The following is a 21,810-nucleotide window of genomic DNA, read 5'->3' as shown; positions in this document are numbered from 1 at the left end:
TGATTATTCTCATAATATATTTATCAATGGAGAGTAATTAGAGTATAAGTCTGCTAAAACGGGGATACTAGGACGCCTGAACGTAAGATCATACAAGATTTTATAGAGTTAAGATTAGAGAACCAACACTTCATATTGGGTAAATTCATCCGTCGTTAACAATACACTTTTTAGGCGTAATGATTTCTGTTTGTCATTCAGGCGAATAACAACCTTATCATTGACTTTAAAATGGGAGGTAGGCACTAATAAGCTAGAAGGGGTTTTTAACTCATCCTGTTCCGCCAACAATAACGTGGGAACAAAACTTTGGCTACGATTGTCTCGATTACCAAGGCGCAGCGCACAGGCGGTTGGATAATAACCGAGTGTCTGACTTTCTACCTCAACGTATTCTTCCTTTATTGTTAACCAACGTATGACAACCAGCGCCTGAGCTCTCTTTTTTTCTGTAATTTTTTCAGACGCTCGTTCAGATAGAAATAAGTTTTTCTGGTGATATTTTTCCTGTTCTAGCGGTTCCTCATTCTCAGTCAATAAGCATAAATTCATCATACGCAGTCGCGGGGGTGCAGTTGCTAGTATTTGTTCTTTAACACCCTTATTTATCTTTTTTGTCTCTTCTAGCGTTATGGGTCGGAATATCTCATTTAATGGCGGACTCATTAAATTCTGGCGTTTATCGCTATTTTCTTGATGGCTGGATATGTCATCATTTATTGCTATTCTCTGAGTCAAAATATCTTGAGCGGTCAATAGGCGTAAGGTTCTAAAGTGCGATACAGACTCTGTATCGTCATTTATTTCGATTTCAAATAGCGGCGGTGTATCCTCTTTTCTCGGTACCGTATCATAACGCGGTAGATAATCAGTAGATAAATCTTGAGCTGCCACCATGCTCTTCAAACCACGATTTCCAGCAACATGATAGTGAACATCACTAAATCCTGCGATGAGCGTAGCGCACTTTTTACGACTATATTTCGATATCATAGTGGGCTCACGAGCAATATAACGATAAGTCATGATCATTAAAATCTGAGTAATCAATCGGTATTCATTTAAAGCATTATCTTGTGCCAATAACTCATGCTGTCGCAGTTTTAAGTAAGCCGCTAACGGTTCCAGCTCAATAAATAAGCAATCTTGATTTTCTTTATAAGGATTAATGGAGGTGGTTGCAGTGAGATACTGCGGCGGTGCATCACTATTCAAATCGATAAAAACGCGCGTCTGCGTTTGTGGATCAATAGTAGCAACAAGATGTGATGCCCATTCTGGCAACAAGCGCTGTATTAATAGCATACTGGTACGGCGCATTGCCAATACATTGAACAGACTGTATAGGCAAATTTGGCAGTATAATTGATGAATATTACCAGCTTGACGCGTTGCCACATGGGGAGTCAAATCTAGCTCAGTAATATTATGCTCGCAAGCTAAAAAATACAGCTGATTCAGTGACAGCCACATATTTCGTAGTGGTTTTTGATAATAAATGGCTTTTTCGAATAATAAGTTTTGATAGATCGTTAAGGCTTGATAAATAGCCACTGCCAAAGTGACGGGCGGCACAGATTCTGGCGTTATCATCCGTTGCCAAAAGCTAGGCGGCACCACTTGTTGCTGCTGATATTGCAGTCTCAAACTTTCACGCTGAACAACAGCATCAAATACCATGACGGCTAAATAATATAGTGATTCTACTTGATTGACTATCTCAAGCTGCCGATTGCTCAATGCTCCTATTGCATAGATATACTGCTTGCGTAAAGCTGCAATGCTACTTTCCATAGCCATCATGACAATCGCCAATAAACGCAGACGTAGGGCATCGTCTATATCTGTCACGCTAATTTCAGTGAGCATGCCCTGTAGCTGAGTTACTTGAACCTCCTCTGACTGTACCGGCAAACTGGCAATTTGCTTCAGCAGTAGTTGCTCGCGCTCATTGATATAGTTACCTGCTGGTGACATCAGAGATGGTTTAGAGGTGAGATATCCTTGGAAATTTAATAGCTTCATGGTATGCGCCCTTTAATAATCGCTCATTAATACAGAGTGCGATTGATAAATAGCGTTTTTTCATGCCGCTTATGCTGCAGTTTTTACGAAGTCGCCTAATGAATAATAGGTCGCTAGGCAGTGCAATTACCATCAACATTCTGTTGGCATTATAGTGACTTCTCTACGATGACTTGTAAATGTCAACCGGCACCTTAAACGGTCTGTTCGGCAACTCTCTGACCAATTTTGGTACCAAGTAACCCGGCAGTGCCGCTAGTAACGACCAATATAGGGTACAAGCTGAATGCTCGTCACTATCAAAGTGGGCGGCGCCTGCCACTTTATCCAAGACATGTAAATAATAAGGCAATACACCAGCGCTAAATAAGCGCTGGCTGAGAGCGACTTGTACAGCGGTACTATCATTGATCCCAGATAGCAATACGGTTTGATTGAGTAATGTAATTCCTGCCAAGCGAGTTTTATTTAACGCGCGCGCTGTTGTCTCGTCAATCTCATTAGCATGATTGCAATGAACAACCATGACAATTTGGCAGCGACTCTTTGCCAAGCGCATAATCAGCTCATCGTCTAAGCGTTCGGGTATGACGATAGGCAAGCGAGTATGCAGGCGAATGATGGTCAGTTGCGGAATCGCTTCTAAAATCTCAAGCCAGGCAAACAAGCGGCGATTGGTAACATTTAAAGGGTCACCACCACTTAAAATTACCTCATTAATTTCGGGATTCGCGGTAATATAGTCAATAATATCGGCTTGCGCAGTTGCCGTTGGCATATTAGCGCTATAGTCAAAATGCTGGCGAAAACAGTAACGACAATGGATGGCACAAGCGCTGGTTAAGGTTAGTAACACACGCGACTCGTATTTATGTAGCATACCCTTAACAGGATTGTGCGAATTTTCTGCTAAGGGATCAGCGACATAGCCGGTGACCTTGATTTGCTCTTGCTCATCAGGCAGCACTTGTCTTAATAATGGATCATTGCCATCGCCCACTGTCATTTTTGCCACAAACGCACGCGGTACACGCAGTACAAAATGTTTAGGGAAATAAGTAGTCGACTTTAAATCTTCTAGCTCAAGGATAGACAACAGCTCATCAACAGAAGTAATGGCTTCGGATAATTGCGTTTGCCAGTTTTTTTGTGTGATTAAATGGTTTATCATGACAGCCTATGACGTATGCTTAAAAGGCGACATTATACGCTGTTCATCCATCCTCTATCAAAACATGCCAAACATCATCATTCAACCCTATTCATTCCTGATATGATGTTCGCATGATGTGCACGAGATCTGTTTGGTAGCACAACGATAATCAATGATGAACTCGCTCTAATAATAGTGGGCTCATACCATTACCAGCAACCCTTAGGAGTCTTTTTGTGGCAAGTTTTTCTACTAACGAATTTAAAGCCGGTCTAAAAGTGATGCTTGACGGCAACCCTTATTCCATCGTTGAAAACGAATTTGTAAAGCCGGGTAAAGGTCAAGCCTTTAACCGCGTTAAAATGCGCAATCTGCGCAGCGGTCGTGTGCTTGAGCAAACGTTTAAATCAGGCGAAAGCTTAGAAGCTGCAGATGTGATGGATACTGAAATGAACTATCTGTATAACGATGGTGATTTTTGGCATTTTATGCATCCTGAAAGCTTTGAGCAAATGCAAGCAGATAAAACAGCCGTTGCTGATGCGATAAAATGGCTCAAAGACGATGGTAATGCTTTGTGTACCATCACCTTATTTAATGGCGTGCCACTGTCGATTACCCCGCCTAACTTTGTTGAACTACAAATCACTGAAACGGATCCTGGTCTGCGCGGTGACACGTCAGGTGGCGGCGGCAAACCTGCAACATTAGAGACGGGTGCTGTGGTACGCGTACCATTATTCGTCCAGCAAGGCGAAGTGGTACGGGTAGATACACGTACCGGCGATTACCAGACGCGCGTTAGCCAATAGTTTACTATTTATTTTAATGGCAGGAAAAAAAGCTCAATCTGGTTTCAGATTGAGCTTTTTTCTTTAATGTAATAAAAAAATGTAATGAAAAAAATTTATTATAACCAGCTAACCATCATGTTTGCATAGATTGTTTATACATAAGCCAATATTGCACTAATGAATTGAGCTGCTCTTTTTTGAAGGGCTTGGTGCAGTAGTCTTGCATACCTGCTTGCAGATATTTTTCACGCTCGCCATTCATAGCATTGGCAGTCAAAGCAATAATCGGCGGCAATCGACTGGCACCATAAAGTTCATGGAGCTTCATCGTTGCCTGCATCCCATTCATAATAGGCATATGATGATCCATTAAGATCAAATCATAGCTGTGCGGATTGGCTACAAATTTATCTATCGCCTGTTGCCCATTCGTTACGTGCGTCACTTGATGACCACTACTCTCTAACGCTTTTTGCGCAATAATAGCGTTAACCTTGTCATCTTCTACCAATAACACATGACCAATATGCTGTGCCGTCACTTCCGGCTCTATACGTTCAGAGTATTGCCAAACATCGTACTGCGTTTTATCTAGTGTGGCAAGTGGTAGTACCACATGAAAATTAGTACCTTCATCCACCACACTGTCAGCCCAAATATGGCCACCCATCAGTTCAACCAATGATTTACAAACCGACAAACCCAGCCCAGTACCGCCGTACAGCCGATGCGTTGACTTATCGGCTTGATTATACGCATCAAATATCGCCTCTAAAGACTCAGACTTGATACCAACACCAGTATCCGATACCGTGATACATAATGTCATATCTCTACAATTATGGGAATCATACGTGGGATCATTCTTTAGTTTGTTTCTAGTAGGGACAGAAGAAACGCATTCGCACTTTAGAGCATGATTAACCTTTATACTGACTAGCCCGCCCTCACGCGTAAACTTAATCGCATTATTCACTAAATTGGCTAATACTTGTTTGATGCGCACTGAATCACCTTGAACATAAGGCGATAGGGCTTCAGTATAGTGATACTCTAGTATGACACCGCGCTGAAGGGCTTTTGCAGCAAATAAACTGATAACTTCATTGCACAGTACCGATAAATTCATGGGTACAGCATCTATAACCATCTGTCCAGATTCCACTCTAGATAAATCTAAGATACCATTAAGAACCGTTAATAAATGCTCGCTCGACAGCTTTATATTGTCTACATATTCTTGTTGTTCATGACTAAGAGTAGTGTCATTCAACATATCGAGCGTACCCACAATACCATTCATTGGTGTACGTATCTCATGACTCATATTAGCTAAGAACTCAGATTTCATCTCATTAGCATATTTTGCCACGCGCTGACTTTTTTGTAACTGCAAGGCATCCGCTGCCATGACAGCAAATTTCTTTAATAACTCGGCCTGTTCAGCGTTGAAATTATGATTTGGCTTGATATCAATTAAACATAATGACCCTAAGCGATAGGTTTTATCTTTATCATATAAAACAATCGGGACGCCAGCATAAAAGCGTAAATGTGGATCTTGAGTGACAAAAGGATGGTAAATAAAGCGCTCATCAAGCAATAAATCCGGAACTAAAAATATATCGTCCGACAAAATTGTGTAATTACAAATAGATACTTCACGCGTGGTCGTGCAGATATCGCCAAGTCCGAGCGGCGACTTAAGGTATTGAGTGTCTTCATCCAAAAAGGCAATCGTCACTATAGGGACACCAAAAAACATTTTAACCAATTCGGTCAAACGGGCAAATGCAGGCTCTTCATTGGTATTCAGTACTTTATATTCTTTTAACATAGCAACGCGAGCAAAGTCGTCATCCGCTACAGGGTAGGTATAAGTAGACAAAACTGTCTCCATTAATCAATGCGAAATAGACGGCTTTGCAGCATGCTGCATAAGTATCTGTAGCGCCTCACTCACCATAATCATCGCCACAACGGACGTCACTGTGACTGCCGACCCGTAACCACCGCAGTGCAAACCGCCAGTTTGGCAACTTTTATCTACTTTTGGTGGCTCGGTTGAATACACACATTTAATGCCAAATTTTTCTTTAAGCTCGCTATTGATACCCTTTTCAACCCGCAGCTTGGTGCGCAGTCTTGCCAATAGCGGATCTTGATAGCTGTCTTTTAAATCGCTAACGGTGATATGACGCGGATCAAGCTTGCCCCCTGCCCCGCCTGCGCAAATCAACTTAAGTTTATTAAATCGACAATGCAGCGCAATTGCAAGCTTTGCCTGCATATCATCCACACAATCTAAAATAATAATGGGTCGGTTCGCCGCAGCAGCCGCTTTCGCGGTAGCGCGATTCGGTAGTAAGGTTGCAACATTTTCAGGAGTTAAAAAATCATCAACTAAATGTAAGGTAACGTTTGGATTAATCTCCGTCACACGCTGACCCATTGCTGCGATTTTACTTTGGCCAAAGGTACTATCAAGTGCAGGCAGTTGGCGATTCACATTGGATGCTACTAACACGTCCAAATCGATTAACGTTATCGTACCAACTGCCGTTCTTGCTAGCCCTTCAGCCACCCAAGAACCGACTCCACCAATGCCAATCACGATTACATGCGCTGCTGCAAAAATATCAAATGCTGCACTGCCGTATAATGTTTGCGTGCCTTGAAAGCGTCGCTGGTATTGCTGATCATCTGTGGCTACAGCTTTCGCCATCGTATCGATAGAATCTTTATTAGCTACTGTATTCGTCAGGTTATTATCGGTAGCATCAGCACTACTCTCAAAGAGGGCAGCAGATATATTTGTCGTCACAGTGGTCGGTGAATAACTCATAGGCAAGATAACACTCTGATAGAAATGAAAAGACACAAGGTAAAGAAAAGTGCATAAGATAGTCGGTTATTAATAATAAGTTATTAATAACTTTTCTAGGACAGTTAATGACAGAAAAAGTAGCTAATAACTAGAATGGCTTTAACCAAAACAGCTTTTATCCTTTTACGTTTGTATATTTAAATCAATTGAGCCCAGGATAACTCCAATCAACTTGTAATGCGTGGGTGCTATTTTGCCACAATTGTCGAGCAATATCAGCTGGCGCAACATTTAGTAACTCACTTAAGGTCAGCAGCACCCAAGGTAAATTGCTCGGTACATTACGATTTTGACCCTCAGCTCCATGCCACTCATTATCTGCATGCTGTCCAAGTGCTGATTGAGTATAGTTTGATGTCTGACACATAACAGGAGTCATATCGGGACAATCTGTCTCAATAACTAAGCAGTTTACACCATATTTTGCTACTGCTGCACAAATAGAACGTCTTAATTTTTTGGCATTAGGATTAGTAATTTGTCCGGTAACGCCAAGTTTAAAGCCCAATTTCACAAAAGCTTTTGCTTCTTGCTCACCACCACTGAAGCTATGAGCAATGCCACCCAATAAATGCGCATCATAATCATGTGTCTTTAATATCGCTAACACTTCAGCATGCGCTTTACGAATATGCAGCATAACGGGCAGTTGATGCTGTACCGCCATATCCAATTGTGCCTTAAAAAAATACTGCTGTTTGGCAAGCATTTCAGGCTGTTTCATGGCAGGGGTAAATGTATCTAAGCCAATTTCGCCAATGGCTAACGGACGGCACTGCTCTATTAGCTGCGCCATCTGTGATAAATGGTTTTCAGTATGCTGGTCAATATAAAAAGGATGTAGCCCTACAGCGATATGCGCGTGCGGTAATAATGAGTGTTGGGTTGTTAATTCTGGTAATGTTAGTTGCGGTACTGAAGATTGCGGTACTGAAGGTTGCGTTAAGGCTTGCTGAGTCACATATAAGCGTTTGAAATGGCGAGCAACATAGCCTAATAATACCAAATGCCGTATTCCACACTCATAGGCCTGCTGCGCTTGTATCATTCTATCCCCATCGAAAACAGGGGCATCAAAATGAGTGTGAGTATCAATCAAAGGCAGTACAGGAGGCAATAACAGTGATTTGGCATCACCTATTATTGGGTGGTTAATAGCAGTCATAAATAGCCTTTACCATTTAACATTTTTAATCAATAAAATGCTAAATAATTACCAATACTTAGCATTATGAACCGCATCTTCGATGTTATAAATAATAGGGTGTAGTTACGTCGATATTGCACCTACCATCATATAATGAACGTACTCTATAATTAGGACAAATTTGTATGGTAATCGCGCCTGAAACGTTTTCCAAAGAAAGTGTGTTAAAAAATACAAATTCAAATCCAATCACCACTAACTCATTATAATAATAATGCGCCAATCATTAGGGAAGGCTAGGATTATTATTGTTATCTGGCTTATTATATTTTTTATCGATAGGCGCACTATCCTGCCGACTACTGCGCCTTGGAATCAAAAGTAACGCTACGCCCATCAAACTCAGCGTTAACCATTTTTTCTTATTACTTTTATCGCTTAGCTTTTTATCATCTTGTTTGGTCATGATGTCACGCCTAGAATGTCTTTAAAATGTAAATTTAACGGCTTAAGGGATAGGTAGTAATACCTGAGTCGCCAGTATCTACTCTAGTGATTGGTTTTGCTTTAGTAGAGGGTTTTGGCGTTTGATCGCGTTTGGGCACCAGTGGATTGAGCGGCATTAATTCATAATCGGTGCTGACATTACCATCCCAGCCTTCGGTGCCACTTAATGGTAATTGCTTAATCGTGCCATTTTTATCAATGACCAACTGTAACACGCGCATTTGATTAAATTTACGTTCAGTGACGCTTGCCACTGCTCCGCCATCACGTAAAATGGTTGGCTGTAAAAATATGATTAAATTACTTTTTTGCGTGTTGTCATTATCGGAGCGAAATAAACGTCCAATGAGCGGTACATTACCTAAACCGGGGACTTTTTGTTGGCTGGTGGTGGAATTGTCACGCATTAAGCCACCCAACGCAATAGTCTGCTGGTCATCGGCTAAAATAGTGGTATTAATTAGGCTTTTATTGGTAATTAGACCACTGGCGTTGCCAATACTACCCGGTACGACTGAGGAAACCTCTTGAGACACCTCTAGTCGTACCGTGCCGTTATCACCAATATGAGGAATAACATTGAGGTTGATACCGATATCTTTGCGGTCAATGGTCTGGAATGGATTGGTTGAAGAATCACTACCAGTGGTGTAGGAACCAGTCACAAAAGGTACGTTTTGACCCACTAAAATACTGGCTTTTTCGTTGTCCAAGGTCAAAATTGATGGCATAGATAATAAATTGGCACTGGTTGAGGAGTCTAATGCTTGTAAGATAGCCCCATAAAATTGAGCATTGCCTTTACTGTCTTTGCTGCTGCTACCAATACCAAGTAACGCACCTGCAATGGAACCAGCGGCAGCACTAATATTAGCGCCGCCTGATAATGCAGCGGCGGCAAGGGTCGTGGCACTTGCACCAACATTATTAAAATTTACCACGCCATAGCCACTATTGGCATTACCCAGCGCCCATTGCACACCCAGTTGGGTCGCATCATCGCCGGATACTTCGACGATTGCCGCTTGGATGAGAACTTGGGCGCGGCGATTGTCCAGCTGATTGACCGCCTCTTCAATCTCAAACATGAGCTCGGGGGAGGCATTAACGATAACCGAGTTTTGAGTTTCATCAGCGATGATGCTAAAAGGACGCGCGCTACTGCCGCTTGCTGAGCCACCCGTACCTGTAGTAGGCGCACTTACTGCTGGCTGATTACCCAGCTGATTGTTCAATAGCGCAGACGTGTCCTCATTTTTTAACGACGCCCCTACAGTGCTAGAATTGGCTAAGGACGCAGATTCTAAAGTCGATGCCGCACTGGCACTGTTGATAGATTGATTGGCAAGCAGACCACGCAGCATTTGAGCAATATGGTTGGCACTGGCGTATTTTAACCGGAACACGCGTAGACCGCTCAGGCGACGCGTGGGTGTGGTATCCAACTGATTGACCATATCTTGAACTTTAGCAATCATCTCAGGGCTGCCTTTTACCAGCAGCCTATCGCTTGAGGCGTCAGCGATGACTTTGAGCTGATCCCCGCCCTGACCTTGTGCGCCGCTACCGGCACTCGCAACAAGGGCACTGATTAAGTCCATCATGCGCTCCGCATCAACATGACGCAACGGAATCACGCGCAAGCTGTCATTCACATTGCTGTCTAAGTCACGAATTAATGTAGTTAATTGATTCAGACTATCAGCACGATCCGACAATACCAATGCATTAATACCAGGTACAGCTGCAGCATGTGCTGACTGTGGCATCAGCGGACGAATGACCCCTAAGACTTCTGCAGCTTGAGTATTAGTTAAATAAATTACCCGTGTGGTTAGCGCTTCACCGACCATCTCACCGCGCAAATCCACCGCGATACCCGATTGCTTAGCCACATTATCCGGTACTAGCTTTGTAGTCGTACCCGATTTAATCGCGGCAATACCGTTTACTTGCATTACACTTAAAAACAGCTCATAAATCTGATCGCGAGACAAGGCACGGTTTGAGATAACCGTCACGTTGCCATTAATACGCGGGTCAAGCACAAAATTTTGATCAGTGATGGTCGCCACTTCATTAATAAACGCCTTAATATCCGCATCTTGCAGATTGACTTTCCAGCTCTCCGCACTGGCAAGCTCGCACGATGCCGCCCAAAGTGGCAACGCCAAACATAGTGGACGGCAAATATAAAGCAAGCGCTGCACAACATGAGATAAAGGCGTCAATGAAAACTTATGCGAACGTACCATGGTGATAATTACCCACTGTGATGTCGCTAATAGTACGCAACATGAAATAAAATAAGAGAAAATAATGCTACAAAGGATGCCGATAACCATCCGACTGTTATTAATTCAAACTCAAATAGTTATACCCAAGCGTTTATAAGCAATAGCTGCTAAATAGTATTTCGTTAGTATTGTAAAGAGAAAATATGAATAAATAAAATGACTTGTTCAATAGAATATAGAGCTTAATAAAAATAAAACAGTGAAATAACACTTAAATAAAACGCCTAAAATATAGCTAGGCAAACGGTCTTATTAAAACTGCTGACGTATCGTAATTACCTGATTACCGCGCTTCACCTCTATTTTGGCTTCACCTGATTGCTGCACTTGCTGTAAGAGCCCAGCATCTTGGCTAGGATTATTACCGACCGATTGCCCATTAACCGATAGCACTTTGTCCCCCGGCTCCAACCCTAAGCGGCTGCGTACGCCTGCTGGCATTGCTGCGGTTACCTGATAGCCTTCTCCCGATGCCATGACGCCCATACGGCTTAAATAGCTTGCCGGATTTTCTTGTAAGGCAGTGACTGCTTCGTCAATAGGCGATTCAGGATTGTTATTGTCGGTCGTTGCGCCAGCGCCATTATTATCGACTGACCCATCTTCCATAGGCACATTTTGCATAGGCGCACCCATATTTTGAATGCCGTCCGGCAGCCGCTGATTGCTCATGGCACCCTCTGCCAATCCGCGTTGGTCAAGCGATATCGCATCTGCCATACGAATAACAGTCTGCTGGTCATTGGCATCGGCAATAATCACTGCATTCCAATCAACCGCTATAAGGGTATATCCACTGCCTTGCAAGGTGTCTCCAATCCGATAATTTTTTACCTCACCATTGACGTCTAACATCGCAGAGGACAAACTTTCCGGACTTGCAAGCAGCACCCCTTTTAACAACACATTGGGCGGCTGGACAGCAGCGGTAGCAGGTGCTGGGTCAGAAAATATCGCATACAGTCCACTATAGTCCGTCGTTGCTTTATTGTTTTGTAACGGTACAAGTGGCAACGTCGGTGCAACAGGCGCTGCTACCAGCAGCCACAATAAGCGCGCTGCCGTCCAGCACAACCAGCCAATCGCCAATAACAGTAGCCATACTGAGAAGCGATTAAGCAGCTCGAGGATTGGCTTTAAGCGCGGTGTCATACTTAGCATCTACTGCGCCCCTGCCCCAGATAGCCCTGACAACAGCGACTGACGCACGCTGACCACCGGCGTGTCTTGGGGCGCTTGACCTTTATATTCAGGCATACTTTCTAGTAAGCGCTGGGTTAAGCTCACATCCAGCATACTGTCCCCATCGATATATAAGTCGCCCAAACGCTTATCTTGATTGTTTAATAAATTAATATGTAGCACGTTTTTATTATTTTTTTGTTCAGTACTTAATTGCGCTCGCAGCGGCGGCAAGGTCAAATAAAAGGTTTTGCCGCCACTTGGATAGCCCATCTCACCGCCCACCCAAGTCAACTGACCATCAGCACGGGTAAACTCAGCGGCGCTATTCTCTTTGCCCGTACCTGCATCGGTATTGCCACCGGAATTGGATTGACGCTGCAATGACACTTTATTAACTTGAATTGGGGTATTGGGCAGATGCCATTTAACAACACTGGTCAGCGTTTCAGGGGCAATCTTACCGCTCATATCATTAATCTGCCATGAATCACGCCCAACTTTGACTTGACCATCAAGACGCGTCTGTCCCGTACCTACCTCAACCTCTGCTCCGAGTTTGCCGAGAAACAAATGCCATGGCTGCCATGTCCAGCTTGCCGCACCGGTTAGTGGCGTATCCGTTAACGGTAATTGCCAAATCATTGAGCCATGCCATAAGTTACCGGATACATGCTGGATATAGGTTGAGTCTGCAGCCACCTTTTTTACCACCCATGCTGCCGGAAGTTGCAGAAATGCAAATAGCACAAATAACATACCTCCGACTAGCCACCACCGCTTGCGAGGGTATTTATTAGACGACGCAGATACTTGGGGCACAGGTACAGTACTCTTGTAACAGTTAAAAATGCCATCATCATAACAAACTACTCCCTACAGATGACAGAAAAAAAGCCAGTATCCTATAACTAAGATACTGGCTTCTATTCTTGTACAATGTCATGCATTTTTATTTCAAGGATTTAAAAAATCTGGAAATTATACGTATTTTTTATTACACATATTACTTATATAGCAAAATCTTCTAGCTTACTTTCGGCTGCTAATGCCTCTACCAACCACGTTGGCTTACGACCGCGACCTGTCCACGTCTCTTCAGCATTGGCAGTATTACGGTATTTAATACTGCGTTTTTTCTCTAAGCTTTCACCAGCTTTCAAGATATCTTCAATCGTACTGCCAGTGTCTTTGGCAATCTGCTCGAATTTAATATAAGCTTCAAACAAACTTTGATGCTGTTTTTGATGAATCAATTGCTGAGCACTTTCAGTAATAGCTCTTAGTTCTTCTACATTTAAATTATCTAAGTTAATAGAGGTACTGTTAGTCATAATTGTCTCTTTTTGATTTGGTACATATAAAATGGTCTATTCAATAACTATTGATTTTATATTTAATCTAATCTTAGAATATTAATAATAGAGGCAATAGTCATAAAGATAGTAGACTAACATAATTTATTACGATAAAAAATAACTATATCGTATTTCTAATCTTTAAAATTATTAAGAACAATCATTGCTTTAATAAATTAAACAACTTTTATTTACTTTTTTACTGACGGACTTATTACTTTAAGGAAAGAGATATAATCAACAATTATGCCTTTAAGTATAATTCTATTTTTACTATTATTTTTCACATTCTAAAAAATTTCAATAAAAAAGAGCCTATATTTATAGGCTCTCATAACTTTAATCTTTATAAATACAATATTGTATTATTATATATCCTAAAATGGAATATCATCATCTACCGGACCGTCTGGCATAGCGGTTGGTTTTGGCTGAGATGGTGATTGAGCGGGTTTATTAAATTGATTGGGCTGATTATACGTGTTGGCGTTATTACTAAAATCGTTGCCTTGACTTGGCGCATTACCTTGATTCCCAAAACCTTGATTACCGTAGTTTTGATTGTTAGAGCCTTGATTGTTAGAGCCTTGGTTGTTAGAACCCTGATTGCTAAAGCCTTGATTATTAGAGCCCTGGTTATTTGGATTATAACCGCCTTGTTGAGCGCCGAAACCTGCAGAACCACCGTCTTGCGCACCGCCAGGACCATCTAACATTTGCATTTGCTCAGCGCGGATTTCAGTAATATAACGATCTTGACCGCTTTGGTCTTGGTATTTACGCGTGCGCAAGCTGCCTTCAATATAGACTTTGCTACCTTTACGCAGATATTGAGCGGCAATTTCGCCCAAACGATTGAACAGCGCGATACGGTGCCATTCAGTCGCTTCTCTTTTCTCACCGCTTTGCTTGTCTGTCCACTGCTCGGAGGTGGCAACTGAGATATTGGTCACGCTACCGCCATTGTTAAATTGACGGGCTTCAGGGTCTGCACCCAGGTTACCGATAATGATTACTTTATTAACACCGCGCATCAGCTTGTCCTTTTTTAATGAATCACTTTATAAGTTTAATTATGAATAATTTTAACAAAAAATTTAATGAATGATAGACATAAAATCAATTCTATAACTCATTATTCTTATTTTACTGTAACCAATTTTATCTCAAATATCTAGTGGGCTTTGCGCTAGATGCGACAGCTCTTGTCGCGAATTATCGGTCAATTGCGTTTTGTCTAATTTTAAATAAGCGACTTGCTCTTTTGCCATAACCACCAATTCATCAACCCCATGAATCGCCAGCATCTGCCGTGACCAGTCTTGAATATCAATATTTTTTGGAATAGTAACAGTAGTACTTGATAAATAAGGTGGATCAGCAATGGGGATAATCAGTAGTAAGGATGCCGCCATGATAACGGCAAGAATGCCCCATGCTAATAGGTTTGGCTGATTAAGCAGCAAGCCACCCATTGCCCCACCCACAAACGCACCAAAGAATTGACTGGAAGAGTTTAAGCCCATCGCAGTTGCTTTATTCGCAACTGGCGCGCGTTTGGATATCCAAGATGGGATGGTCGCCTCTAATAAGTTAAAGCCCATAAAATACAGCAATAAACCTAAAATAATACCGATACCCCAACTACTACCCAACGCTAATATCACAAGTGATCCGGTCATTAACCCAATTGCGGCTAAGAATACTTGGCGCATTTTACGCTTCTTTTCAGCAATAATGATAAATGGAATGGCGATGGCAAAACCAATAAACAATAATGGCAAATAGACCATGCCTTGCTGACGTACGCTTAAACCCATCACTTCTGACAACTGGTGTGGCAGAATAACAAATATCGCAGTCATGGTTAAATGCAGAGCAAAAATACCAATATGCAAACGGTTTAAATCACCGATTTTAAGGACAGCGGATAACTGCTGACCAATCGACTTACTATCAAGATTGTGCTTAAGAACTCGCATAGGAGATGGCACAACCCACAACAATACCATTGCTAAAACCGCAAAGCCTGCGGTCAGCCAAAATAAGCCAGAGATACCCAGCGAGCCTACCAATAAAGGTCCAAAAGCAAACGCCAGCATAATAGACGTGGCAATGGTAAGTCCCATCGTCGCCATCGCTTTGGTACGCATCTCTTCACGAGTGACGTCAGCTAATAGCGCCATTAACACCGCTGATACCGCGCCACTACCTGCAAGCGCGCGCCCAATAATCACTTCATAAATATCGGTAGCATTGGCAGCGATGATACCGCCTATCGCAAACAATACCAGACCGAGCATAATAATAGGTTTTCTTGGAAATTTATCGGCGGCAAGGCTCATTGGAATCTGAAATACAGCTTGCCCAAGACCATACACACCGACGGCTAAACCAATCAAAAATGGGGTCGCATGGGCGTAATCATTTCCATAAACAGAAAACACCGGCACAATCATAAATAGACCAATCATTCGTAAGGCAAAAATACCGCCGACACCCAAGATTGCCCGTTTTTCTACGCTATTCATACTTGCCTCACTGGTTCATCATTTGACGTCTGACGTTTTACACATTTATAGATTGTAAAACTGCGCTATCTTCATGCGTCTATCGTTCAAGATTATCAAGGCTATTCTTCAGATTATTCTTAGGATATAACGTGATCATTATTCTGGCTGGTAACCGCTGAGCGCTTAAATTAGCTCCACAGTATAAAACATTAGCCACTCTATTGCCGATACTTTTATATCTGCATCCACACCGACGCCAATCTTCACCAGCTACTTAAAATTTTTGTTACTAAGTGCGTCGTATTCGTGTATATACCTTGAATAATACGCTTGCCATAACAATAAAGTAGTCCAACACAATGAATATAAAGCGACTGGTTTTGGTAAAAACAAAAGTTGATTCAAACTGATAATAACAACCTATATCTTTTTACTATCATCGCAATTGCATTCAAAAATAACTATTTTAACCATTCCTATTAATAACTATTCATTTAATGATATTGATTAACGATATTATTAAATTATTCTGTTCAAGCCGATTAATGACTTCATTTAAAAGTTACTTAAAACTAAAGTTATTTTTATTTTAAATCTTATTTAATAAACCTTTGTTTGTATTTTTAATCAGCGTTTAATATCTACTATATTGGTTTTAATCATTCTTTTAGCAAATAGGATACCTATCATCGATGGCACATGACCATATTTCAGTACGCGGAGCACGCACGCATAATTTAAAAAATATTGATATAGACATTCCACGTGATAAATTCGTGGTGATTACTGGTTTATCGGGTTCTGGTAAATCGTCATTGGCGTTTGACACCCTGTATGCCGAAGGACAGCGCCGTTATGTCGAAAGTCTGTCGGCTTATGCACGTCAGTTTTTATCGCAAATGGAAAAGCCAGAAGTCGATAGCATCGAAGGTTTATCGCCTGCAATCGCTATTGAGCAAAAATCAACCAATCACAATCCACGCTCAACGGTGGGGACAATCACCGAAATTTATGACTATTTGCGTTTGCTTTATGCGCGTATCGGTACGCCTTTTTGTCCAGAACATAATGAGCCGATGGTTGCGCAAACGGTGACCGAAATGGTTGATCACGTTATGGCGCTGCCCGAAGACAGTAAGCTGATGATTCTAGCGCCTGTGATTCGTGAGCGTAAAGGCGAACATACCGTATTGCTTGAGCAACTGGTTGGGCAAGGTTTTGTACGCGTGCGCGTTGACGGTCAAGTCTATGATATGGACGAGCTGCCAGAGCTTGAGAAAAATAAAAAGCATACGATTGAAGTGGTCGTTGATCGCTTTAAAGTGCGTGATGATTTGGGCAACCGCGTTGCCGAAAGTTTAGAAACGGCACTGCGTCTGGGTCAAGGCTTGGTTATCTTGCATCACATGGATGGCAATCCAAAAGAAGGCGGTAGCGACGACCAATTGCTATCCGCCAAACACAGCTGTCCGGTTTGTGACCGCGCGGTGTCTGAGCTTGAACCGCGTATGTTTAGTTTTAACAATCCCTATGGCGCGTGTCCGGCTTGCGATGGTTTGGGAAAACGTCAGTATTTTTCAGCAGAAAAACTAATTACCCATCATGAAAAATCACTGAACCAAGGTGCGATTAATGGTTGGGATAAGCGTCATGCCTATTACTTTGGTCTGCTAGCAACCGTTTGCAATCATTTTAAAATTGACATGGATGCACCATGGCAAGCGCTGTCAAAAGAGCAGCAAGATTTAATCATGCAAGGCTCAGGCAAAGAAAAGCTAACTTTTAACTTTACCGATGAGCGCGGTCGCAAAACCAATAAAACCATTCCGTTTGAAGGAGTGTTACCTTACCTTGAACGCCGTTATGCCAAAACACAAAGCAACCTTGTGCGTGATGAATTGGCAAAGTATCTGGCGGATACCACTTGTAATGTCTGTGATGGCGCACGTCTTAATGAGATTTCGCGCAATGTGCGCGTTGATGACCAAACCATCGCTCAGATTGTAAAACTGTCTATCGGTGATGCCGCAGACTATTATAAAACCATAAAAATTGACGGTCATAAAGGTGAAGTTGCGGAGAAAATATTTAAAGAGATTAACGAGCGCTTAAACTTCCTAGTCAGTGTCGGGCTTGATTATCTGTCACTCGCCCGCTCTGCTGAAACCTTATCCGGCGGTGAAGCGCAGCGTATTCGTTTGGCAAGCCAAATCGGTGCTGGTCTGATGGGCGTTATGTATGTGCTCGATGAGCCGTCTATTGGTTTGCATCAACGCGATAATGATCGCCTGTTAAATACCCTGACTCGCCTGCGCGACTTGGGTAATACCGTATTGGTGGTTGAGCATGACGAAGACGCTATCCGGCAGGCAGATTTTGTCGTTGATATTGGCGTGGGTGCAGGCGTACATGGCGGTCATATTATCGCTCAGGGCACAGTCGATGACATCATGGCATCAAAAGAATCGCTGACTGGACAATATCTATCGGGCAAATTAAAAATAGCAGTGCCTAAAATCCGCCATCAACCCAAAATGATTGATGTTGCAGTGGAAGGAAAGGCGAAACCAAAAAGAGCACCAATGACCATTGAGCTAAAAGGTGCCATAGGTAATAACTTGCAAGATGTGAATTTGACTATACCGGTTGGCATCATGACTTGCGTGACGGGCGTATCCGGCTCTGGTAAATCAACCTTGATTAACCGCACCTTAATGCCACTTGCCGCCACACAGCTGAATAATGCCTCAACGTTAATCGCCGATAAACATGACAGCATTACTGGACTTGAGCATTTGGATAAAATGGTCGATATTGACCAAAGCCCGATTGGTCGTACACCGCGTTCTAATCCGGCAACCTATACCGGCGTCTTTACCCCAGTGCGTGAAATGTTCGCCCAAACTTTAGAAGCGCGCGCGCGTGGTTATAAACCCGGTCGCTTTAGCTTTAACGTCAAAGGGGGTCGCTGCGAGACTTGCCAAGGCGATGGTCTTATCAAAGTTGAGATGCATTTCTTGCCAGATATGTATGTGCCCTGTGACAGCTGTGAAGGCAAACGCTATAACCGCGAGACCTTAGAGATTCTTTATAAAGGCAAAAGTATCGCCGATGTGCTCGATATGACCGTGGAAGATGCGACAGAATTCTTCTCTGCGATTCCTGCGATTCATCGTCGCCTTGAAGCACTCATGGAAGTTGGTCTGAGCTATATTCGCCTTGGTCAATCTGCGCCCACACTATCGGGCGGTGAAGCGCAACGGGTGAAACTGGCACGTGAGCTAGCGAAGCGTGATACCGGACAGACGCTGTATATCTTGGATGAACCGACCACTGGTCTACATTTTCATGATATCGCCAAGCTGCTCAATATCCTGCATGCGCTGCGTGATAAAGGCAATACTATCATCGTGATTGAGCATAACTTGGATGTGATCAAAACCGCAGACTGGGTGATTGACTTGGGTCCTGAAGGTGGTAAAGGTGGTGGGCTGATTATCGCGGAAGGCACACCCGAAGAAGTGGCTGAGGCTAAAGGCTCATATACGGGTGAATTTTTGAAGCCGATGCTTAAACAAGCGATGAAAGAAGTGAGTTAATACAAACTAGTAAATTTTTAATAAAAGGCTACTCTTTAGGGAGTGGCTTTTTTTATTAATGAGAAAAACAAAAAAGTGTTTAAATAAAACATATTGACATTTGTTGTTCAATTGTTGCTGGTAAGTTATAATACTTATCTTATGGATCACTTATCCAATAAATTTTGTAGTGCTTATGCTTTTAAAAATCTTCTAGAGATACGACACATCAAGATAAAGAAGAAAATATGGCTCTAATCAACTGCCCTGAATGCTCCAAGAGCATCAGCGATCAAAGTACTGCTTGCCCCAGTTGCGGTTTCCCTACTGCTAGAGTTGTTCCTCCTCCTTTACCACAAGCATATTCTGATAACAATGATTCACTAGCAGGTAATCGTCAAAGACAGAAAAATAGCGGCTGCTCTGGTGCAACTATTTTCCTACTTATTATTATAGTTGCTATCGGCTATTGGCTTGTGAATGCTTATGACAGCTATACAGAAAAAGCAAGACAATACAGTGAAGAGCAGTCAGAACCTGATGACGAACCACCACAAGTCGAGGACTCATTACTTGATTCTGAATTAACACAGATACCAATGTTGCTTTCTGGTTCAGGTGAAGATGGCCGCTATTTCCTCATCTCCCATTTTACATCTTATGATCTTGAACATATTGAGTATGTACGTAGAGGGAACACAAGTAATTCTTATGGGCAAATGCAAATTAACTGCACAGACCATGAGATAAGAAAAAAATCATCAGAGAGTTTTAAAGACTTACCATCAGCAGAACTGGGGGATTGGTATACGCCAACACCAGATTGGACAGATCAAGATATTGTTAATTTCATATGTCCAATCAAAAGAGTAGTGTCAAAAAACATAGAACATCATGAAGCAGTTGAGAAAGTAGTAACGCTAGAAGCTCCAAAGAACGAAGTAGTTGAAAAAGTAACATTGGAGCAATTCAAGCCAGAGCCAGTGATATCAGTAGAAGCAAGACCGAGGGAAGTTTTATTATCGAATGTCCCTTCGGGTAGTGAGAAAGAACATAAAGTACGGGAAACACCAATAAAAACGAAAGAACCTTACAACGAAAAAGTAGTTAATAATGCAGCGGACGATAAAAAAGAGAGGGACATAGCACGCAGAAAAAGTGATGATAGAGCAATATGTGAACAAGCTATAAAAGTAAACAATGCTTACCTAGGGAAGGACGAACCGGAATATAGTCAGTGGAAGGCAATTGAGCGTGCCAATTGTATGAAAGATAAACTATATGAGTGAAATTAGTAAATACAAATCGGTGTTATTCGTAAGTAATGTATCAAAATGAGCCCAGAAGCGAATGAGACAGAACAGATATAGTCAATTTTGACTATGGGAATAAGCCATCTATTAGCTAAATACAGGGACAAATATGGCAATTATTAATTGTCCTGAATGCACACATAAGATTAGCGACCAAAGCGTAGCTTGTACTAACTGTGGATTCCCAACTTCTAAAATGAAGTTTTTGATTAAATGTCCTGAATGCTCTAAGTCGATTAGTAATCAAAGCGTGTCTTGTACTACTTGTGGCTTTCCTCTTGTGAAACCTGCAGTATTTAATAATACCCCATTTTCGTCTAGTGAACTTAAAGAGCTTGAAGAAGTTGATGAACATGAAGAATATGGGTTTTTCAACAATACAAATATGTTCATCATTGGCTGCATTATTATTTACTTTATATCTAAGGAAGAAATTCACTATATTTTACAACATGTAATAGACCAATTTTCAAGGTAAAGCAATTAGCTCTCTATTTCTTAGAGATAGCATATTCATTTGATAAAAACGTTATAGATAACAACTAAAAAATGTAAGAAACGGAAAATATATGGCCATTATTGATTGTCCTGAATGCACACATAAAATTAGCGACCAAAGCGCGTCTTGTACTAACTGTGGATTCCCAACTTCTAAAATGAATTTTTTAATTAAATGTCCTGAATGCTCTGAGTCCACTAGTAATCAAAGCAACTCTTGTACTAGTTGTGGTTTTCCTATTGCTAAACCCTCACCGTTCAAAGCCGCCCCACCTCCTTTGCCTACTAATAACTACACTACCATCGTACATGTAAATCGCAAAAGTAAAGGTGTTGCAGCATTGTTAGCCTTGTTCTTAGGAGGCTTTGGAATACATAAGTTTTATTTAGGTCAAACTCTCTGGGGTATTTTGTATCTATTATTCTGTTGGACATTTATTCCAGCGATAATCTCTCTTTTCGAAGTAATAATATTGTTATTTATGAATGAATCTGAATTCAATAAAAGATTTGGTTAGCAAACTATAGCCCGTAGGTTGAGTAGGGCTTGAGATACCC

The 21,810-nt window shown here is 41.9% G+C and carries 17 protein-coding genes; 5 read left to right on the top strand and 12 right to left on the bottom strand.

Going from position 1 to position 21,810, the window contains the following annotated elements; translation table 11 throughout:
* Positions 1 to 114: 114 nt before the first annotated feature.
* Both H2245_RS00360 and epmB read right to left on the bottom strand, forming a co-directional pair.
* A complete protein-coding gene (locus H2245_RS00360; RefSeq protein ID WP_182405047.1) occupies positions 115 to 2,025 on the bottom strand; it encodes a hypothetical protein in 1,911 nt (636 codons plus the stop codon).
* Between the two features lie 163 nt (positions 2,026 to 2,188).
* On the bottom strand, positions 2,189 to 3,196 hold the full coding sequence (epmB, locus tag H2245_RS00355; RefSeq protein ID WP_182405046.1) for an EF-P beta-lysylation protein EpmB: 1,008 nt from the start codon (positions 3,194 to 3,196) through the stop codon (positions 2,189 to 2,191).
* A gap of 218 nt (positions 3,197 to 3,414) precedes the next feature.
* On the opposite strand from epmB, the gene efp reads away from it, so the two are divergent.
* Entirely contained in the window at positions 3,415 to 3,990 is a 576-nt protein-coding gene (gene efp / locus H2245_RS00350) for an elongation factor P (RefSeq protein WP_182405045.1), read from the top strand.
* A gap of 115 nt (positions 3,991 to 4,105) precedes the next feature.
* Here efp and H2245_RS00345 read toward each other — a convergent pair whose 3' ends face one another.
* From H2245_RS00345 to H2245_RS00300, 10 genes are all read right to left on the bottom strand, one after another.
* Positions 4,106 to 5,809: an ATP-binding protein gene (locus tag H2245_RS00345; protein ID WP_404944640.1), complete on the bottom strand. Its 1,704-nt coding sequence runs from the start codon at positions 5,807 to 5,809 to the stop codon at positions 4,106 to 4,108.
* A gap of 66 nt (positions 5,810 to 5,875) precedes the next feature.
* A complete protein-coding gene (locus H2245_RS00340) occupies positions 5,876 to 6,697 on the bottom strand; it encodes a ThiF family adenylyltransferase (RefSeq protein WP_182405644.1) in 822 nt (273 codons plus the stop codon).
* A gap of 304 nt (positions 6,698 to 7,001) precedes the next feature.
* Positions 7,002 to 8,024, bottom strand: a complete 1,023-nt coding sequence (locus tag H2245_RS00335) for a TatD family hydrolase (protein WP_182405043.1) — start codon at positions 8,022 to 8,024, stop codon at positions 7,002 to 7,004.
* Positions 8,025 to 8,292: 268 nt separating this feature from the next.
* On the bottom strand, positions 8,293 to 8,472 hold the full coding sequence (locus tag H2245_RS00330) for a hypothetical protein (RefSeq protein ID WP_182405042.1): 180 nt from the start codon (positions 8,470 to 8,472) through the stop codon (positions 8,293 to 8,295).
* A gap of 34 nt (positions 8,473 to 8,506) precedes the next feature.
* Entirely contained in the window at positions 8,507 to 10,768 is a 2,262-nt protein-coding gene (gene gspD / locus H2245_RS00325) for a type II secretion system secretin GspD (protein WP_182405041.1), read from the bottom strand.
* 294 nt (positions 10,769 to 11,062) lie between these two features.
* The gene (locus tag H2245_RS00320; RefSeq protein ID WP_182405040.1) at positions 11,063 to 11,971 is read right to left on the bottom strand and encodes a type II secretion system protein N; all 909 of its coding nucleotides are present in this window, start codon (positions 11,969 to 11,971) and stop codon (positions 11,063 to 11,065) included.
* Positions 11,972 to 12,751, bottom strand: a complete 780-nt coding sequence (gene gspN / locus H2245_RS00315; RefSeq protein ID WP_220464356.1) for a type II secretion system protein N — start codon at positions 12,749 to 12,751, stop codon at positions 11,972 to 11,974.
* Between the two features lie 251 nt (positions 12,752 to 13,002).
* A complete protein-coding gene (locus tag H2245_RS00310; RefSeq protein ID WP_182405038.1) occupies positions 13,003 to 13,326 on the bottom strand; it encodes an H-NS family nucleoid-associated regulatory protein in 324 nt (107 codons plus the stop codon).
* A 401-nt stretch (positions 13,327 to 13,727) separates the two neighbouring features.
* On the bottom strand, positions 13,728 to 14,384 hold the full coding sequence (gene ssb / locus H2245_RS00305; RefSeq protein WP_182405037.1) for a single-stranded DNA-binding protein: 657 nt from the start codon (positions 14,382 to 14,384) through the stop codon (positions 13,728 to 13,730).
* A gap of 132 nt (positions 14,385 to 14,516) precedes the next feature.
* A complete protein-coding gene (locus tag H2245_RS00300) occupies positions 14,517 to 15,881 on the bottom strand; it encodes an MFS transporter (protein WP_182405036.1) in 1,365 nt (454 codons plus the stop codon).
* Positions 15,882 to 16,555: 674 nt separating this feature from the next.
* Here H2245_RS00300 and uvrA point away from each other — a divergent pair.
* From uvrA to H2245_RS00280, 4 genes are all read left to right on the top strand, one after another.
* Positions 16,556 to 19,462 (top strand): excinuclease ABC subunit UvrA, encoded by a 2,907-nt coding sequence (gene uvrA, locus H2245_RS00295; protein WP_182405035.1) that lies wholly within the window; start codon positions 16,556 to 16,558, stop codon positions 19,460 to 19,462.
* A gap of 227 nt (positions 19,463 to 19,689) precedes the next feature.
* The gene (locus tag H2245_RS00290) at positions 19,690 to 20,730 is read left to right on the top strand and encodes a hypothetical protein (protein ID WP_182405034.1); all 1,041 of its coding nucleotides are present in this window, start codon (positions 19,690 to 19,692) and stop codon (positions 20,728 to 20,730) included.
* A gap of 133 nt (positions 20,731 to 20,863) precedes the next feature.
* A complete protein-coding gene (locus tag H2245_RS00285) occupies positions 20,864 to 21,232 on the top strand; it encodes a double zinc ribbon domain-containing protein (RefSeq protein ID WP_182405033.1) in 369 nt (122 codons plus the stop codon).
* Between the two features lie 91 nt (positions 21,233 to 21,323).
* On the top strand, positions 21,324 to 21,770 hold the full coding sequence (locus tag H2245_RS00280) for a TM2 domain-containing protein (RefSeq protein ID WP_182405032.1): 447 nt from the start codon (positions 21,324 to 21,326) through the stop codon (positions 21,768 to 21,770).
* Positions 21,771 to 21,810: the final 40 nt, after the last annotated feature.

Source organism: Psychrobacter sp. GP33 (assembly GCF_014119005.1).
Taxonomy (GTDB): domain Bacteria; phylum Pseudomonadota; class Gammaproteobacteria; order Pseudomonadales; family Moraxellaceae; genus Psychrobacter.
The sequence above is the reverse complement of the archived record's forward strand: the minus strand, read 5'-3'. Positions and strand labels throughout refer to the sequence as shown.

Excerpts from the sequence above, each read along its gene's own strand:
- gspD (WP_182405041.1), bottom strand. The coding sequence starts at position 10,768 with ATGGTACGTTCGCATAAGTTTTCATTGACGCCTTTATCTCATGTTGTG.
- H2245_RS00300 (WP_182405036.1), bottom strand. The coding sequence starts at position 15,881 with ATGAATAGCGTAGAAAAACGGGCAATCTTGGGTGTCGGCGGTATTTTT.
- H2245_RS00320 (WP_182405040.1), bottom strand. The coding sequence starts at position 11,971 with ATGCTAAGTATGACACCGCGCTTAAAGCCAATCCTCGAGCTGCTTAAT.
- H2245_RS00280 (WP_182405032.1), top strand. The coding sequence starts at position 21,324 with ATGGCCATTATTGATTGTCCTGAATGCACACATAAAATTAGCGACCAA.
- H2245_RS00330 (WP_182405042.1), bottom strand. The coding sequence starts at position 8,472 with ATGACCAAACAAGATGATAAAAAGCTAAGCGATAAAAGTAATAAGAAA.
- gspN (WP_220464356.1), bottom strand. The coding sequence starts at position 12,751 with ATGTTATTTGTGCTATTTGCATTTCTGCAACTTCCGGCAGCATGGGTG.
- ssb (WP_182405037.1), bottom strand. The coding sequence starts at position 14,384 with ATGCGCGGTGTTAATAAAGTAATCATTATCGGTAACCTGGGTGCAGAC.
- H2245_RS00340 (WP_182405644.1), bottom strand. The coding sequence starts at position 6,697 with ATGGCGAAAGCTGTAGCCACAGATGATCAGCAATACCAGCGACGCTTT.
- H2245_RS00285 (WP_182405033.1), top strand. The coding sequence starts at position 20,864 with ATGGCAATTATTAATTGTCCTGAATGCACACATAAGATTAGCGACCAA.
- H2245_RS00335 (WP_182405043.1), bottom strand. The coding sequence starts at position 8,024 with ATGACTGCTATTAACCACCCAATAATAGGTGATGCCAAATCACTGTTA.
- epmB (WP_182405046.1), bottom strand. The coding sequence starts at position 3,196 with ATGATAAACCATTTAATCACACAAAAAAACTGGCAAACGCAATTATCC.
- uvrA (WP_182405035.1), top strand. The coding sequence starts at position 16,556 with ATGGCACATGACCATATTTCAGTACGCGGAGCACGCACGCATAATTTA.
- H2245_RS00345 (WP_404944640.1), bottom strand. The coding sequence starts at position 5,809 with ATGTTAAAAGAATATAAAGTACTGAATACCAATGAAGAGCCTGCATTT.
- H2245_RS00290 (WP_182405034.1), top strand. The coding sequence starts at position 19,690 with ATGGCTCTAATCAACTGCCCTGAATGCTCCAAGAGCATCAGCGATCAA.
- H2245_RS00360 (WP_182405047.1), bottom strand. The coding sequence starts at position 2,025 with ATGAAGCTATTAAATTTCCAAGGATATCTCACCTCTAAACCATCTCTG.
- H2245_RS00310 (WP_182405038.1), bottom strand. The coding sequence starts at position 13,326 with ATGACTAACAGTACCTCTATTAACTTAGATAATTTAAATGTAGAAGAA.